Origin of the sequence: Granulicella aggregans, assembly GCF_014203275.1 — a bacterium.
Classification (GTDB): domain Bacteria; phylum Acidobacteriota; class Terriglobia; order Terriglobales; family Acidobacteriaceae; genus Edaphobacter.
The window spans coordinates 1-15,054 of sequence record NZ_JACHIP010000010.1 but is presented as its reverse complement, the minus strand read 5'-3'; the positions used below and the strand labels follow the sequence as shown (position 1 = coordinate 15,054).

Below are 15,054 nucleotides of genomic sequence, written 5' to 3'. Positions count from 1 at the left end.
CTTTATGGTTCTATCCTGAGAACGATCTTGGAGGAGGAAACGATCCGCGGACGGTTTCGGCAACTTCGGCGGATCGTTTGTCTGTGCTCAATCGTTTTGTCAGTGGGAGTATCGTATGAACCAACTGCAGCAGGAAGCCGCGATGGAGAGCGACGGCACAGCAACGGAGTTCGAGGCACTGGTCCTGGCGATTCGTCCCCAGCTGCATCGTTACTGCGCTCGGATGACGGGATCGGTGATAGACGGCGAGGACGTGGTGCAAGAGACGCTGACAAAGGCGTTTGCAGCGCTCAAGCAGAACGTGCCGATCCCGAATCTGCGTGCGTGGCTGTTCCGCATCGCTCACAATGCGTCGATCGACTATACGAGGAACTATGCTCGGCGCTTTAGCGATCCGCTAGAAGACTATCCAGAACTTTCGTCGCCGACCTCAGAACTGGATGCGCGTGTCGCGGCTGAGGCGGGTTTGCGGCTGTTTGTCGGACTGCCTCCAGCGCAGAGGGCGGCAGTAATTCTGAAAGACGTTCTTGGATACACGGTCGAAGAGATTGCAGAGATCCTGGGTAAGAGCGTGGCAATGGTAAAGGGTGTGTTGCACCGGGGACGGGCTGCGCTTCGGTTGGCTATCGAAGATCCCGCACGGGAAACAGCGCGGATGGACGGATTACAGGCGGCGCGGCTTGAAGAGTATGTGCGGCACTTCAACGCGCGCGAGTTTGACAGTCTTAGGGATATGCTGGCAAGGGATGTGACTCTGGATGTGGTCGGAGTGACGAAGACGAATGGGGCGGTCGATACGGGCCAATATTTCGGACGTTACTCGAACATCTACGACTGGAGCGCCAGAACGGGTGTGGTGGATGGGCGGCCTGCAGTGATGATCTTTTCTGCGAAGGCGGGGCATCCGGAGTTGGAGCCGGTGCCAAGGTATTTCGTCGTTGTGGAATGGGAAAAATCGAAGATCGCTCGTATCAAGGACTTTCGCTATGTGCCATATATTATGGCGAGCTGCGATTGGAGGTGATAAAAGGGCCGACGAAAAATGCCTTCTGGGGTGCAGCTGACGATGGATTGCCAAAGAATCCTCTTGTGTGCGCCTCATTCGAATGAGTCACGGATTTCTTCGATCGATCCCGCTTGCTCTCAGAAGTGCGACATCAGCCGCTCACCCAAATTTCTTCCCCATCCGGATGCGCAGAAAATCCAGAAACGCTCGTACCTTCGGCGATGAACTTAGCCTTGTGGGATAGAGCGCATGCAGCGGCATGGGCTCCGGCTCCCACTCCGGCAGCAGCCTCACCAGCCTGCCTGCCTTCACATCTGCCCTAGCCATCGAGTGGCCTAGCATCCCTATCCCCACTCCTGCGACCGCCAACTGGTGCGTGATCGAAGGATCGGGCACAGCGATGCGCACCTCCACCCGCACCTCCTTCACATCGGCTCCACGCCTCAGCCTCCACACTGCATTGTCCATGGGCTCGCCATGAGTTCCGCAACCCGACGCGATGCAGCTATGCCCAAGCAGGTCTGCAGGTACTGTAATCGGTAAGACTCCAGCGGCCGCAACTCTCTCTAAATAGAGCGGACTCGCATACGCTCCCAGCCTTATCTCCGCCAGCGGTTTCATCAGCAGTCCTGAATCTTGTAGCGACCCGGGCCATATCATCACGTCGGGCGTTCCCTCGCGTGAGACCTTCTCGACAGAAAGCGCCTCCACGCTCACGCACAGATCCGGGTACTCGGCCAGAAACTCTCCCAGCAGCGGAACAAGCTCGAAGCGTATAAATGGCAACGGGGCGGCGACCCAGAGCCGCCCCCGCGGCTTCGCCAGCAGAGCGCCCATCGCCAGGTCTGCCTGTTCGGCCTCCTCCATCACCCTCTGACAGTGGTTCAGATACAGCGCTCCTGCCTCCGTGAGCGCCATACTTCGCGTCGTCCGCTCCACCAGCCGGACTCCCAGCCGCGTCTCCAATCGCCCGATCGCACGGCTCACGCTCGACTTCGGAACTCCCATCTTTCGCGCCGCGCGCGTGAAGCTCTGCGCCTTCGAGAGCTGCACAAAGACCTGAAGCTCATTGAGGTCCGTCATAGGCGGTCTGGACGTCATTGCCAACTTCATCATTGTTCCCATACAGCAACAGTGTATTGCCTTCCGGTGCATTGTTCGATGCATCTATTAGCTGCAATCAAAATTGCCGTCGCAAGAAAGCCGCAACTGGAAAAGGAGCAACACCATGAATCTCGTAACCGGAGCAACAGGCAATGTAGGCAGCAATGTCGTCGATCAACTACTCGCAGAAGGCGAACAGGTCCGTGTTTTTACCCGCGACAAAGCCAAGGTCGCACACTGGGGCGGCCGCGTTCAAGTCGCACTCGGCGACTTCACCAAGCCCGAGACCTACGCGGAAGCCGTCAGCGGAGTCGACGGCATCTTTGTTATGAATATCGTCACCCCCATCGACTCCTTCCGGCAGTTCCTTGAAACTGCCAAGGCCAACGGAACCCCGCGCATCGTCTTCCTTTCGTCTCTCTCCGCTGCCGATCCCGTCAATCTCGTGGGCAAACTCCATCTCGAAAAAGAGGAAGCCATCCGTGCTTCCGGCCTTCCTTACGCCCTTCTCCGCTGTGGTGGCTTCATGTCCAACGCCTTCGGCTGGCTGCAGACCATCAAGTCCGAGTCGACCGTCTACAACCCCATGGGCTCCGGGCAGTACGCCCCCATCGCTCCCGAGGACATCGCAGCCGTCGCCGTCCGTTCCCTGCGCTCGCCCCACCTCTCCGCTGAGACCTACAACCTCACCGGAAGCCAGCTCATCGACGCACCGCAACAGGTTGAGATACTCTCGCGGCTCATTCATCGGCCGCTGCGTGTGGTCGACATCACCACCGAGACCGCAGTCGAAAATATGGTCCGCTACGGCATCCCCGCACCCATTGCGACAGGCGTAGCCAAGTCGTTCGAGAGTATTCGTGAAGGCAAAGCCGCGATGGCCACCAATACCGTGGCCCAACTCACCGGCCGGCCACCACTGACCTTCGAAGGCTGGGCCGCAAGACACGTCGACAAGTTCGCATGACGCCGAAGCAACAAGCTGCAATGCCGTTCGAACCTTAATAGGACGAGAAGACTCGGAGCAGGGAAGGATCCGCTTCCGTGCATGGAATGAAGCCGCTATCCCTCCGACGAGAAGATGCTTTCTCGCTTCCTCGTCGAGGTAGGGTTTGAGCTTACGAAGAAGCTCAGAGAGAGACCAGAGCGCGTTAGCGCTCGAGGTCATCTGCTTCACCAAGTACCGAAGGTCCGCCCGTTTGCTGGTCGGTATCTCGATCCTTGGCATATAACCGAATCGCGGATGCCGCTTATAGCGCACCCGCTGACTCAGGAGGTGGAATTCCACAGTCAGATCGGAGACCCGTGTCTTTTCGATGAATAGCTCCAGCTTGATCGACTCCCGCAGGTAATTCGCAAGGTAAGAGCTGAAGGGTTCCGTCGGTCCCGTATCGCTTTCCGCTTGCGACGGCGCACGCGGAGACCAGGGGGGCTGCTATCCGGACCATAGAATTTGACCGAAGCCGACGGAGTCTGAAAGGTGTCGTCTCCGGTCATCTGGATTGTTGTCTGCGTAATGGTCTGAGTTTTTGCCAAGACGCCGTTTAGTGTGATGTAGGCGACTGTGGATGCTGTGTAGAGCCGATCGCCGGTCGCACTCCAGTTTCCATGACCAGGGCTCCGCACTGCGGGGAAGAAGCCCGGATTTGAAGTGGTTTCTGTCATAGTCCCTCCTTGAGCGAAGCTCAGCAAGGATTGAAAGGGTTGGCCCAGTGGCGCAGAGGCAACGCAGTCCTTGAGGCTGATTTGCACTTGCCATGTGCCGACGAGTGAGGGAGCTTCTGCTGCTTTGGCCGTCTGCATGGAGGAGCAACCAGCCAGTTGCACTACACTTCCAACAGATATAGCCGCCAGAATGAACTTGAATTTGAGCTGAGACATAGATATCCCCTTTGACGCCTTCGGGTTTAAGGTGTGCGAGGCGTTAGAAACACTTTGGCTCATGCCGCCCCTACAAGTCCTTGGAATAAACTGAAGAAATATGAAAACTTATGTTTAGAGGCTCCGGTGACAGGTGAGACACCAAGGAGCGCTTCGAGTTTGGCGACTTCTGTGTGGATGCCGGAAAACGCTGCCTGAGCCGCAGTGGACAGCCTATTCCTCTGACATCAAGGGCGTTCGACACGCTGCTACTGCTCGTCATGCATCGAGGCCAAGTTCTGGAGAAAGCGGCAATCCTAGGCGCTGTCTGGCCGGGTACCGTTGTCGAGGAGAATAACCTCACCCAACATATTTCGAAGCTGCGGCAGGTGCTGGGTGAGACGCGCGGAGAGAACCGCTATATAGCGACAGTTCCGGGAAAAGGCTACTGTTTTACGGCAGAGCTTCGAGAGCGCGACCGCGACGAGATGCCCGGGAAGACTCAGCCTTCGCAGCATATCGGCATTGGGGTACTACCTTTCGTCAACCTGAGTAGGGATGCGGAGCGGAATTACTTGACGGACGGGCTGACCGAAGAGTCGATAGCGACTTTGGGCCAGATCGATCCGGAGCACTTCAGTGTGATCGGGCGCACGACGATGATGGCCTACCGAGAGACAAAACGAACACTGACCGAGATAGGCCGAGAGCTCAAAGCTGCTTACCCGATCGAGGGTTCGTTGCGCACCGAGGGAGAACATCTGCGAATAACGACACGGCTCATCCGCGCCCGCGATCAGGCTCTGATGTGGTCCGCCACCTATGACGGCAAACCCAGAAGCATGTTGGCGCTTCAGCGAGAGCTCGCGGATGCCTTGGCCGAACAAGTTCATTTGAGTCTTTCGCCGGTGCGGCTAGGTGCGTTGGGAAATCGTCATACACAGAATGCCGAGGCGTACGATCTCTACTTGCGCGGACGTTTTTTTTGGGACCAGTTCACGCCGCTCACCACGCCCAAGGCTATTGAATACTTCACCAGTGCGACCGCACTCGATCCAGACTATGCATTGGCGTGGTCCGGCGTTGCGGATGCTCTTTGCTCAAGCCCCGTCACCGGCGACGTTCCGGCGGAGAGTCTACTTGAGAGAGCCAAGACGGCTGCGGCACATGCCATACGCTGCGATGCAAGTCTTGCGGAGTCGCAGACGTCGTTCGGTTTTTTCTCATTCTGGCTCGGCTGGGACTGGGTGGAGTCCGAGAAAGCCTACCGCAAGGCCTTGGCACAGGACGGCAGCTACGCATTTGCTCATCGCATGTTAGGGATTCTGCTCTCACATCAATGCAGGCACCAAGAGACAGCGGCAGCAATTCTTCGCGCACGTGAAGTGGACCCTTTGAACGCGATGAACCGTGCGCTTTCGGCACAGATCGCCTTTGCTGGTCGCGATCCGGAGGCGGCAATACAATTTGCACGGGAGGCGATTGTGATCGATCCTGAGTTCTGGATCGGGCATTTTTAGCTGGCTCAAGCACGGCTGGATACGGGCGCAAATGACGCTGCGATGGAGTCACTGAATCAATCGGCAAGACTGAGCAGCGGCAACTCGAAACACTTTCCCTGCGCGGGTACATTGCTGCCCGAATGAACCGAGCCTGGGAAGCGCGACCGATTCTCGATACTCTACATGCAATTGCCGAAGCCCGTTTTGTGCCGCCATACGCAATGGCGCTGGTCTATGCTGGGCTTCGCGAAACAGATCTAGTGTTTGAGTGGCTAAGGCGTGCAGAAAAACAGCACGATGTTCATCTAGTTTTTTTGACGGTCGATCCCAAATGGGATTTTCTGCGCTCGGACCCTCGATTTTCTAGCCTTCTTGAAGACGGCGGTTCCAGTACGGGCCCTCATTCGTAGCAAGGCGTCTACGAGCAAGAGCGGAAGAATTTTCTCTGTAACGGAAGTAGTGACACCTACGGTAGCTGAGTAGTGCAGCAAGTCCTCTGCCGACAGCGGATGCGAAGTCGTTGCCGACCACGTCAGAAAAGTTGTCGCAGGTCGCCTATCAGGCGAGAAACATTGCCCTTCGGCGTCTCGCAACCCATCCCCCTTTCAATCGCTTTCTGCTGGTTGCAGGAGCCGGTTCTCTTGAGAGTCGCAAAACTCTTCTGAATCGTATTATATGCATATACATCTATCCGAGTATGAGCCCGTTAATCAGACTCCCTTGCTTGTGTGCCACCGTCCGTCGAGCCGCCCGCACGGTGACGGCGGCGTATGACAACGTTCTGCGAAAGCACAGCATGACGATCACTCAATTCACGATTCTGCAGGCCCTGCAGCTCGCCTCGCCGGTGACTCAAGGCCAACTGGGCGACATTCTCGCGATCGACAGCACGACGCTGACACGCAGCCTGCGTTTGCTGATGAAGTCGGGGTGGATACACCGTACTGAGGGTGCGGACCGCAGAGCCTGGAGTTTCTCTCTGACGAAACGGGGAGAAGGCGTTTTTAGTGGAGTGCTCCCCGATTGGGGCGAGGTCCAGCAGCAACTCCGGAAGCAGCTTGGTCAGGACGCATGGCTGAACGCCTTCCAGGCTTTCGACGAACTCACAACCGCAGTACAGAGCATAGGAGAAGGCAAATGACAGCACAGGCATACTCGACGTTCACCTCACGGCTCATCGCGCTCTGGTTCGTAATCGCCTTTTCCGCTTCGGCCCTCCACTGGATCAAGACGCCCCCGACCGTTCCACCTCTTCCTCTCGGCATTGCCGCAGGGCTACCGCTAATCGTTTTCGGCGTTTGGTACGCGTCTTCCAGAACGTTCCGAGATTTCTGCATGGGGCTTGATCGCAGCGTCCTCACGATGATCCAGTCTTGGCGTGTGGCGGGTTTCGTCTTCCTTGTGCTTTACACGCATCAGATTCTCCCTGGGATGTTCGCACTTCCAGCGGGCTGGGGCGACATTTCGATAGGCGCAACGGCACCGTTCGTAGCGCGCAACTGGGGGCGTCGGGCGCACAAGGTCGGCTTTGTGTTGTGGCAGGCTCTCGGGGCGATTGACCTCTTCACCGCGGTGGGGCTGGGCAGCACCGTTAGTCTCATGCATTCCGAAGGCGTGCCCACGAGCGCCATGACCGTATTGCCGATGAGCTTGATACCTACATTTGCTGTGCCGTTGCTCCTCATCTTCCACTTCATCTGCATTGCTCAGGTGTACACACAGCCGGTAAGTGAGCGCCTTCTTTTTGATCGTGCTACTGAGTCGATGCGTTCGTGTTAGCGAATGTTCTGCCTCGGCAATGTGAAACATGCAGAAGATCATGAAGCACAAATAACCTGATTCGCGCGGTCACTCCACTTCACGCCTGCAAGTTCCCAGATTGGATCGACGGGCGCCTACAGGGCGACACGTTGTCAAACCGATCCTGGATCAGTTCAAAGTCGTGGAGTCGATAACCATTCAGTTGTCGTTTTCCCCGCGATTCGCGGTCAAGAAAGCTAGCGGATATATTGCAATCGAATCACAGCGGGCAGCGATCATTGAAGGCTTTATCTGCCGAATGCGGCGCAAATATGAAGGCAATTAAACGACCCTTGGGGTAAGGAGCGGACTCCCAATTATCCCGGGGATGTATCGGTTCTTAAACAGAAAAGAACAGTGACCCTCTTTGGTGCACCGCGAGCGTTTTGGTCACTCGTTTTACCGTGTCTGGGATTTGTCCGTCATGGAGCTAATTCGTCCTCCCGTTGACTCCCGCTTGCTGAATCACTAGGCGACGAAAAGATCGACAAATAGGCTAGCGCTGCTTTGGCCCTCTCTTCGGCATTTCTCCCAATACCGCGCCGATCAAACCAGGGAATCGCCGTTCGATCTCTTCTCGGCGCAGCGTGTTAAGAAGAACAGTGCCACTCTTGCGAGTTGAGACTAGCCCGGACTCTCTTAGCACTCGAAAGTGGTGAGACAGCGAGGACTTTGGTCTGTCAGTTTCGAAGACACCGCAGGGAGATTCCCCACGTTCAGCGAGCTGCCGCACAATTCCGAGGCGCACTTCATCGCTAAGCGCGTACAGAAGCGCGGTGAGCAGGATGTCTTTCGAACTGGGCTCTTTGGGCAAGAACAAAGTAACGGCCGCCTTCCGGGTTGGTCTCTTGACACTATCCTACCGATCAAGTTATTTTCATCATACTATAGTTCGAATACACTCGAACTACCAGAGGAGATTCGGTCAATGAAGGCATGGCAACTTGAAGGATTCACGCTAAATCAGCTTGTGTGTAACGAAATTCCTCAGCCGACGCCCGGAGACGGCGAGGTACTCGTTCGCATCTCTGCCGTGTCACTCAACTATCGCGACAAGCTTTTGCTCGATGGCCTCTACAATCCGGATCTTGCGTTCCCAATGACGCAGGTTGCCGATGCAGTTGGTGAGGTCATGGCGATCGGCCCCAAGACTACGAGATTCAGTGCGGGTGAGCGAGTGCTCACCAACTACTGCACGCGCTGGATCGATGGACGCCCCAACTATTCGGAGTCAACACATTCATTAGGCAACACAATTCCGGGGGCACTTGCAGAATATCTGGTCTTGCCGGAGAAGGCTCTCGTGTCGGTCCCATCCTACCTGACGGATGAAGAGGCGGCAGCGATTCCTTGCGCGGCACTCACCGCTTGGTATTCGCTGGTAGAAAAGGGTGGGCTCAAAGCTGGCGACACCGTGCTGGTTCAAGGTACAGGTGGAGTCTCGCTCTTTGCCTTGCAGATAGCAAAGGCTCTCGGGGCTGAGGTATTTGTCACCTCAAGCAGCGACGAAAAGCTTGACCGAGTGAAGAAGATGGGAGCATCTCATCTGATCAATTACTCCAGGACCCCTGAATGGCATAAGGAGGTTTTGGCCGCGACCGCAGACCAAGGTGTCGACCATATCATCGAAGTCGTGGGTGGACCGAATATAGAAAAGTCGCTCACGGCTCTCCGCGCGGGAGGGCAAATCTCCATTATTGGTATTCTCGACGGGTTTTCCTCGGAACTGCCGCTCTTCGCTGCTATTCAGAAGCAGGCTGTGCTTCGGGGAATCAGCGTCGGACCCCGTCGCGCTCTGGAAGATCTGCTGCGTGCCTTTGCGCAGTTGGAGGTGCATCCAATCATCGATTCGGTTTATGAATTCAATGACGTTCACAGCGCCTACAAGCAATTGGAGAGCGGGCCTTTCGGAAAAGTAGCGATTCGAGTTGGGATTCAGTAATGGGAATCATGAGGAACAGCCGCTCCATGAGTTACTCGGAGTCAATACTTCGGATTCAGCGGTCACGACTCCTGCATTTCGCGTGAGTATCGCCTCTCTTGTGGAACTTCATCTGCATATGTGCTGGCGCGGCAACTATGGGCACCGCTGCGAGAACTTACTGTCCTCTGCTGGCAAATCCTAAAGGCATTTGCGGGGCAAGACGAATCCCAGGATGTTTCAAAAACGCTGCTTCGTAACGTGCATTCGGTTTATGAATTGGACCCTGATCCTGTCCTTCGCAGCGAAAGGATGGTTAGCATCGGATGCGAGTGCCCGGCGGCGTCCGTGCTGGTCCTTGCAACGAGAGTGACATCAAATCTACAGTTCCTTCGAAAAGGTTCAAGCTATGCCAGCGGTCGCCAGGGGGGCACGTCAAAGAACCCTGTCCAACGTTGGGATTTGTAGGAGGCATTGAGCCGTTAACCAACTGAGAAGGGTCGCGACGAGGAATACAAGCAAGAACTTCATGGCAGCAGGGATGGGACGGTAGAGCAGCAGTCTTTGCATCCATGTGATGTAGACGTAATGTACGAGGTACATCGCGTACGCACTCCTATTCAATGAAATCATCCAAGACCTTGGACGTAACGTCACGCCGCGAAACAGTGCGAGAAAGCCAAGCGAACTCATCACACAACTTGCCACCCAGAGCGAAGCTTCGACTGTCCCTTTGGTCAATGGGGAGAGATTGTGTAGGACAGACCACTTTGGGATGAACCACAACGCGTTGTAGGCAACCACGCAGGCCCCGAACCAAAGCGGCCAATTTCGCGCTAGACGACCTTCGCGCGACAGAAGTCCGTTGTTGATCCCAGCCCCTCCTACAAGAAATCCAAAGAGAAACCAGAGAGCATAGAGGCCAATGCGCGAGATCTGAAAAGAGAAGGGAGATGTGTAAAGATTGGCCCAGGTTCCGAAACCGTATTTGAAGAGTAGCGGTAGGTACACCAGCGCTGACAGGACAAGTGCAGCGCTCGTTGCAGAAAGTGCATCTGTTTTCAGGCTCCTCATTACACGTTCGGCCAACGGGTGATCCAGCTTGAACGGGCCTACAATCAACGCGAGGACAAGGTCAAAGAGAAGTAATACCCATATGAACCACGGAGGCCCGACGGTAAAACGACTCATCGCAAGACGCTCATAGAATTCCCAGAACCCCGCGTAGTGGGCCGAAAGTTGCCATGAAGCGTAGTACGCAATGGGAATCAGAACGGTCACTGCGAAGGCAAACGGAACACCCAACCGCAGGAACCGGTCACGGATGAACCGAATCGCTCCGTGTTTTTGCAAGGCTGGGTAAACAAAGAGTCCTGAAACGAAAAACATCAGTGCCATGAAGAACACATCGTTGAAATTTTCCGCGTAGTCAAAGAAAACCCACCGCGCCGTATCGACGATAGGAGCCGTCGAATGGAAGATGTGCTCTCTATCGAAATGACCCCAAGTTGTATAGGCAAGCGAACTGTGATGAGCCAAGACCATCAAGGTGAGCGTTGTTCGCAGATAGTCGATGGAGTAGTCTCGACTGCCTTCAACGGGAGGGATCGACCCGGCCCTCAGGCCTTCTTGCAACTCCGGAGCAGATGTCATGAGCTGATTCTGCCTGTTAATTTGCCGTAAACCTGCCGCCTTGGGACGAACACCCCAATTTCAGGGACCAGACAGCCGGCTCCGATAGAGAACATTGGTCTCATGCGACTATGCTGGAACTTGGATCACGTCCTACACATGCCCATGAAACGAATACGGCTCTACTTGTTCCTTTATTTCACTGGCACAGTCTTGCTTCAGTTTGCCTACCGATGCCTCGACCGACTCGCTAGAGGTTCCGCGAGCGATTGGGGGATCATTCTCCTTGAACAGGCAAGCGGAGTTTACGGTACAGCCGTTCTGCTTCCGTTCATGCTGTGGGCATTTCGGCGTTATCCGATTCGACGTTCTATAACTCCGTGGATACAACACTCCTTGTTGCTAGCAGCGTTTTCCGTTCTCCATACCTCATGGAATTGGGGAACGCGCATTCTGGTTTTCCGCATCATTGCAGTCGGCGGATACGACTACGGGAAGATGCCGCTGCGTTACTTTATGGAGTTCCCCGCAGACGTAATTACCTATGTCTTGGCGGCCGGCGCCTATGCCGTCTACTGGGACTGGATGCGCAGTCGCGATATGGAATCAGAGCTCGCTATGGCGCGACTGGATGGTCTGACACGTCAGTTGCAGCCCCACTTTCTCTTTAATGCACTCAATGCTGTCTCCGGCCTTATGTATGAAGACGTGGATCGCGCCGACCTGATGTTGGAACGCATCTGCACGTTTCTGCGTTCGACCATGCGCTCACCGGACTCGCCACTGGATTCAATTGCAAATGAAGTTTTACTAGCAAGGCAATATTTGGAAATCATGCAAGCACGTTTCGAAAATAAGCTCGTCTACACCATTCATTGTGATTCCAGCGCTGAAGCCATCCAGATTCCCACGCTTCTACTCCAGCCACTGATCGAAAACGCAGTCAAGTATGGACAGGACCCTGAGTCCGGAAACCTGGACATCCAGATCGACATTCTGCTCTCCAATCGCACAGTTGCGGTCAGGATTCGAGATCACGGGCCCGGGTTTCAGGCGATATATGAGGGCCAGGGTCTCACGAATACGAAGCGGCGCTTGGAGAGCCGTTACGGAGTCGCAGCGGTATTAAGGCTCAGCGCCCATCCCATGGGTGGTGCAATCTCTGAGTTGGAGATACCGGTATGATTCGGGTCTTTGTGGTGGAAGATGAGCCGCCGGCGCTCCGCAAGGCGAAGCGGCTCCTCGGGGCGGAGGGCGATCTCGTGCTATGCGGCGTGGCTGGTTCCTGTGAGGAAGCAATCATCGGAATTCGCAACACCTTGCCCGACCTGTTGCTTCTGGATATTCATCTGCCGGACGGATCCGGTTTCGAGGTTCTGCAAGGTATCAGCGACCTGCAGAAATTCCAGACGATCTTCCTGACGGCACTGGTCGATCAGGCGCTTGAGGCATTTGAGGCCGCAGCGATCGACTACCTCGTTAAGCCAGTAGCAAAAGAAAGGTTTTCACAAGCGATTCAACGTGCACGCGAGCGCTTGCGGAGTTCACCAGCCGCAATTGTGCCCACCTTCACCAAGCGTTTCCTCGTAGAACGTCTCCGTGTGGCGTACATGCTCCCGGTAAACTGCATTGAATGGATCGATGCTGATCGCAACTACGCCCGCCTTTTCAGCACCGAGGGAGAGTTCGCGCTTCGCGTTACCATGGATCGCTTACACAGCCAACTAGATCCCGCGGTGTTCGCCCGCGTCAGCAGAAGCTCGATTGTGCGACTAGATTCGATAGTGAAACTGTTGCTGCAAGAGGATGGAAGTTATATCGCATGTCTCAATAGTGGCGCGGAGGTGCCATGCTCCAAGACGTTTTGGGACCCCACTCGGTCTTGTCACACGTAGCTGCTCCCTGGACGCACCGTGTCACCTAAGAGGAGGACTCGTGGATCGAGTGTGTAGGCCATCCCGGACTCGAGTACTAGCTGGGTCTGGTGCCCTCAATTTTGTCGGGGCGCGTACGAGAGTTTCTGTCGGCCGAGCGGAAGAGGTCGTGACCACCGCCGGGTCGCAGACGCTCCGACGTTGGACCGCCTCCAAAATGACGGACTCTCTTGGAGGCTTGGGACTGGAGTGAAATGCCGCAGACCAGCCGATCGAGCGCTTATTTCGTCTCGCTTGGCAGCTTGCGTGTTGGCCTAGTTCGAAGATCACCACCGCAATTAGGGCATACCTGTTTATGTCGTTCTGTGGCGCAATTCGCACAAAAAGTACATTCGAAAGAACAGATGAAGACGGCTTGACCGTCCCAATCGAGCGTCGTCTGGCATGTCTCACACGCTGTTCTCATCTCAAGCATTGGTCCCTCGCTCTTCACGGATCACCTAACTTCGTTTTCCCAGTGCACTACCGGGTCATGGGTGACAGGAAAGTTTACTGAATTGGCAATAAAGCATTTCGAGTGGGCATCCCTGTGAAGCCTTAGTGCGGTGTCTCGATCCTCGCCTGTGCAGATGGTCACGTGCGGGCGGAGGATTACGTGTACGAAGTGTCCTCCTCCCGTTTCGTTCTCCTCCATCACACCTTCAGCCACATCGGTGTAGTTCAAGACGGTCACCCCGCTTGCTGAGCACAGGTGTAAGTACCAGAGTTTGTGGCATGCTGAAATCGAGGCGACCAGAAGTTCTTCTGGATTCCACCGTTTAACATCTCCTCGAAAAGCAGGATCTGAAGATCCTTCAATCGGTCGTTTAAGTCCGGAGGTGATCACATGATCTCTTGTGTAGCTCGTATAGCCGGAGGTACCAGACCCCTCGTTGCCCGTCCACTTCACGCGGACCTCATATCGATGTTCTTTGCGTGATGGCGGCATCGTTCCTCGCACTGTAAATGAAAAACAAGATTGGATACATGTTGCCATAGCGCCGCTGCTATGACAATCTGTCGTTCGGGTGATTATCTTGCTGAAGAGCGAAAATACCGGGGACCTAATCGCGGCTTCGCTGCGTCTCGACATTTCTGTGGGAAAGATCCGTCCTGGTGACGCACTGCGTCAAGAGGAGCTAGCGGACCGATTTGCGGTCAGCCGCATCCCCATCCGGGAGGCATTGCGGACCCTCGAACGTGATGGCTTGGTGGAAGTCTTTCCCAACCGGGGAGCCTTTGTTATACAACTCACGACGGCAGAATTGAACGAGATCACAGACCTTAGGGTGCTCATCGAAGGAGACCTAATCCTTCGCGCGGTTCCGTTACTTACTCGATCGGATTTGTCCGAAATCCAAATGGCAGCCTACGAAGCAAAACGTCAATCGACCACCTCGTCGTGGATAGTAGCCGACCTCGCCTTTCATGAAGCCCTGTATCGTCCGGCAAAACGGGCTAGGCAATTAGAACTTTTCCGCTCGCTACGTCGGTCGGTCCAGCAATACGAAGCGGGTTACCGTCGGCTCCCGGAACAGAGGAAGGCATGGCTTGAAGATCACAGTTGTCTCGTAAGTGCGTGTTCAAAGCGCGATGTCGAACACGCGCATCGCATTTTGACCGGCCACATTCGGCGTGCCGGAGCGTTTCTGGTCGGATGCGTCGAGAAAATACAAGTCCGAAAGAACACCGGCGAGCTTCATACTTAGGGAGCCTCTGCGTAGGCGGCTGATTTGGAGATGTCTGCGAGTAGCTTGAGTCGGGCGCCTGTTTTGCTGCGAGGGTGGCGGTGCTTTGCTTGTTCTGGCAGGCTTTGTGCTGAGTTGAAGATTCATAGCCCGTTTTCCTGCTATGTGGCGAGCCATGCCAGGCGCTTGCGGCGCAGGTAGAGGTTGATGAGGGCGAAGTTGGCGCATAACCGGTGATGGTTTTTGGCGATGCCTCGGTAGCGCACCTTGTCGAAGCCGAAGACGCGCTTCAGGATATGGAAGACGTGTTCTACTTGGGGTCCCTACACCAAACGTCAAAAATCGTACGCTAAGGAAACTCTGCACAAGTTCTGCGTCGCCTCATGGATTAATCTGATGGTCAGGGGTGGATGGCGATGAAGCAGCAGACGTTTGCGTCTCAGTCGAGCTTTGAGAAGTATGGCCGGAAGTCTCGCCGGGAGCTGTTTCTGGATGAGATGGAAGTGGTTGTTCCGTGGTCCGAGTTACAGTCTCTGGTCGAGCCCCACTACCCGAAGGCCGGCAACGGCCGTCGTCCTGTCGGTCTTGCGATCATGCTGCGGACCTACTTCATGCAACAGTGGTTCAA

General features: G+C 55.4%; 14 protein-coding genes and 4 pseudogenes. 12 read left to right on the top strand and 6 right to left on the bottom strand.

The genetic code is table 11. The features are described 5' to 3' along the window. Positions 1-115 precede the first annotated feature (115 nt). Entirely contained in the window at positions 116-1,024 is a 909-nt protein-coding gene (locus HDF16_RS23645) for an RNA polymerase sigma factor (protein ID WP_184222288.1), read from the top strand. A gap of 141 nt (positions 1,025-1,165) precedes the next feature. Here the strand turns inward: HDF16_RS23645 and HDF16_RS23640 are convergent, their stop codons facing one another. Beyond that, on the bottom strand, positions 1,166-2,107 hold the full coding sequence (locus HDF16_RS23640) for a LysR family transcriptional regulator (RefSeq protein ID WP_184222286.1): 942 nt from the start codon (positions 2,105-2,107) through the stop codon (positions 1,166-1,168). A gap of 127 nt (positions 2,108-2,234) precedes the next feature. Here HDF16_RS23640 and HDF16_RS23635 point away from each other — a divergent pair, with 127 nt between their 5' ends. The 6 genes and pseudogenes from HDF16_RS23635 to HDF16_RS23615 all read left to right on the top strand — a co-directional run bounded on the left by HDF16_RS23635 (position 2,235) and on the right by HDF16_RS23615 (position 7,251). Next, entirely contained in the window at positions 2,235-3,077 is an 843-nt protein-coding gene (locus HDF16_RS23635; RefSeq protein ID WP_184222284.1) for an NAD(P)H-binding protein, read from the top strand. Between the two features lie 1,087 nt (positions 3,078-4,164). Further along, positions 4,165-4,413: pseudogene (locus HDF16_RS32035) on the top strand (winged helix-turn-helix domain-containing protein); the annotation flags it as partial. Positions 4,414-4,581: 168 nt separating this feature from the next. After that, positions 4,582-5,490: a hypothetical protein gene (locus tag HDF16_RS23630; protein ID WP_246409861.1), complete on the top strand. Its 909-nt coding sequence runs from the start codon at positions 4,582-4,584 to the stop codon at positions 5,488-5,490. 122 nt (positions 5,491-5,612) lie between these two features. Beyond that, complete coding sequence (locus HDF16_RS32030) at positions 5,613-5,882, top strand: TPR end-of-group domain-containing protein (RefSeq protein ID WP_184222280.1); 270 nt, start codon at positions 5,613-5,615, stop codon at positions 5,880-5,882. 314 nt (positions 5,883-6,196) lie between these two features. Beyond that, positions 6,197-6,613 carry a MarR family winged helix-turn-helix transcriptional regulator gene (locus HDF16_RS23620; RefSeq protein ID WP_184222278.1) on the top strand — a complete coding sequence of 139 codons (417 nt, stop codon included), beginning with the start codon at positions 6,197-6,199 and terminating at the stop codon, positions 6,611-6,613. Beyond that, a complete protein-coding gene (locus tag HDF16_RS23615) occupies positions 6,610-7,251 on the top strand; it encodes a hypothetical protein (protein WP_184222276.1) in 642 nt (213 codons plus the stop codon). The genes HDF16_RS23620 and HDF16_RS23615 overlap by 4 nt, the downstream gene beginning before the upstream one ends. A gap of 517 nt (positions 7,252-7,768) precedes the next feature. Here the strand turns inward: HDF16_RS23615 and HDF16_RS23610 are convergent. Continuing rightward, the gene (locus tag HDF16_RS23610; protein ID WP_348641414.1) at positions 7,769-8,020 is read right to left on the bottom strand and encodes an ArsR/SmtB family transcription factor; all 252 of its coding nucleotides are present in this window, start codon (positions 8,018-8,020) and stop codon (positions 7,769-7,771) included. Between the two features lie 180 nt (positions 8,021-8,200). Here HDF16_RS23610 and HDF16_RS23605 point away from each other — a divergent pair, with 180 nt between their 5' ends. After that, positions 8,201-9,214 carry a zinc-dependent alcohol dehydrogenase family protein gene (locus HDF16_RS23605; protein WP_184222272.1) on the top strand — a complete coding sequence of 338 codons (1,014 nt, stop codon included), beginning with the start codon at positions 8,201-8,203 and terminating at the stop codon, positions 9,212-9,214. Positions 9,215-9,628: 414 nt separating this feature from the next. Here the strand turns inward: HDF16_RS23605 and HDF16_RS23600 are convergent, their stop codons facing one another. Beyond that, entirely contained in the window at positions 9,629-10,846 is a 1,218-nt protein-coding gene (locus HDF16_RS23600; protein ID WP_184222270.1) for an acyltransferase family protein, read from the bottom strand. 375 nt (positions 10,847-11,221) lie between these two features. Between HDF16_RS23600 and HDF16_RS23595 the strand changes: the two genes are divergently transcribed. Both HDF16_RS23595 and HDF16_RS23590 read left to right on the top strand, forming a co-directional pair. Then, positions 11,222-12,010: a sensor histidine kinase gene (locus HDF16_RS23595; RefSeq protein WP_184222268.1), complete on the top strand. Its 789-nt coding sequence runs from the start codon at positions 11,222-11,224 to the stop codon at positions 12,008-12,010. Then, entirely contained in the window at positions 12,007-12,720 is a 714-nt protein-coding gene (locus tag HDF16_RS23590) for a LytR/AlgR family response regulator transcription factor (RefSeq protein ID WP_184222266.1), read from the top strand. Before HDF16_RS23595 ends, HDF16_RS23590 begins: the two co-directional genes overlap by 4 nt. A gap of 259 nt (positions 12,721-12,979) precedes the next feature. Here the strand turns inward: HDF16_RS23590 and HDF16_RS32025 are convergent, their stop codons facing one another. Both HDF16_RS32025 and HDF16_RS23580 read right to left on the bottom strand, forming a co-directional pair. After that, on the bottom strand, positions 12,980-13,165 hold the full coding sequence (locus HDF16_RS32025; protein ID WP_432432276.1) for a DUF1272 domain-containing protein: 186 nt from the start codon (positions 13,163-13,165) through the stop codon (positions 12,980-12,982). A gap of 30 nt (positions 13,166-13,195) precedes the next feature. Continuing rightward, entirely contained in the window at positions 13,196-13,648 is a 453-nt protein-coding gene (locus HDF16_RS23580) for an OsmC family protein (protein ID WP_348641411.1), read from the bottom strand. A gap of 118 nt (positions 13,649-13,766) precedes the next feature. Between HDF16_RS23580 and HDF16_RS32020 the strand changes: the two are divergent. Further along, positions 13,767-14,312 (top strand): annotated as a pseudogene (locus HDF16_RS32020) (GntR family transcriptional regulator); the annotation flags it as partial. A 275-nt stretch (positions 14,313-14,587) separates the two neighbouring features. Here HDF16_RS32020 and HDF16_RS23570 read toward each other — a convergent pair. Continuing rightward, a pseudogene (locus HDF16_RS23570) lies at positions 14,588-14,743 on the bottom strand (transposase); the annotation flags it as partial. A gap of 99 nt (positions 14,744-14,842) precedes the next feature. Here HDF16_RS23570 and HDF16_RS23565 point away from each other — a divergent pair. After that, positions 14,843-15,054: pseudogene (locus tag HDF16_RS23565) on the top strand (IS5/IS1182 family transposase); the annotation flags it as partial.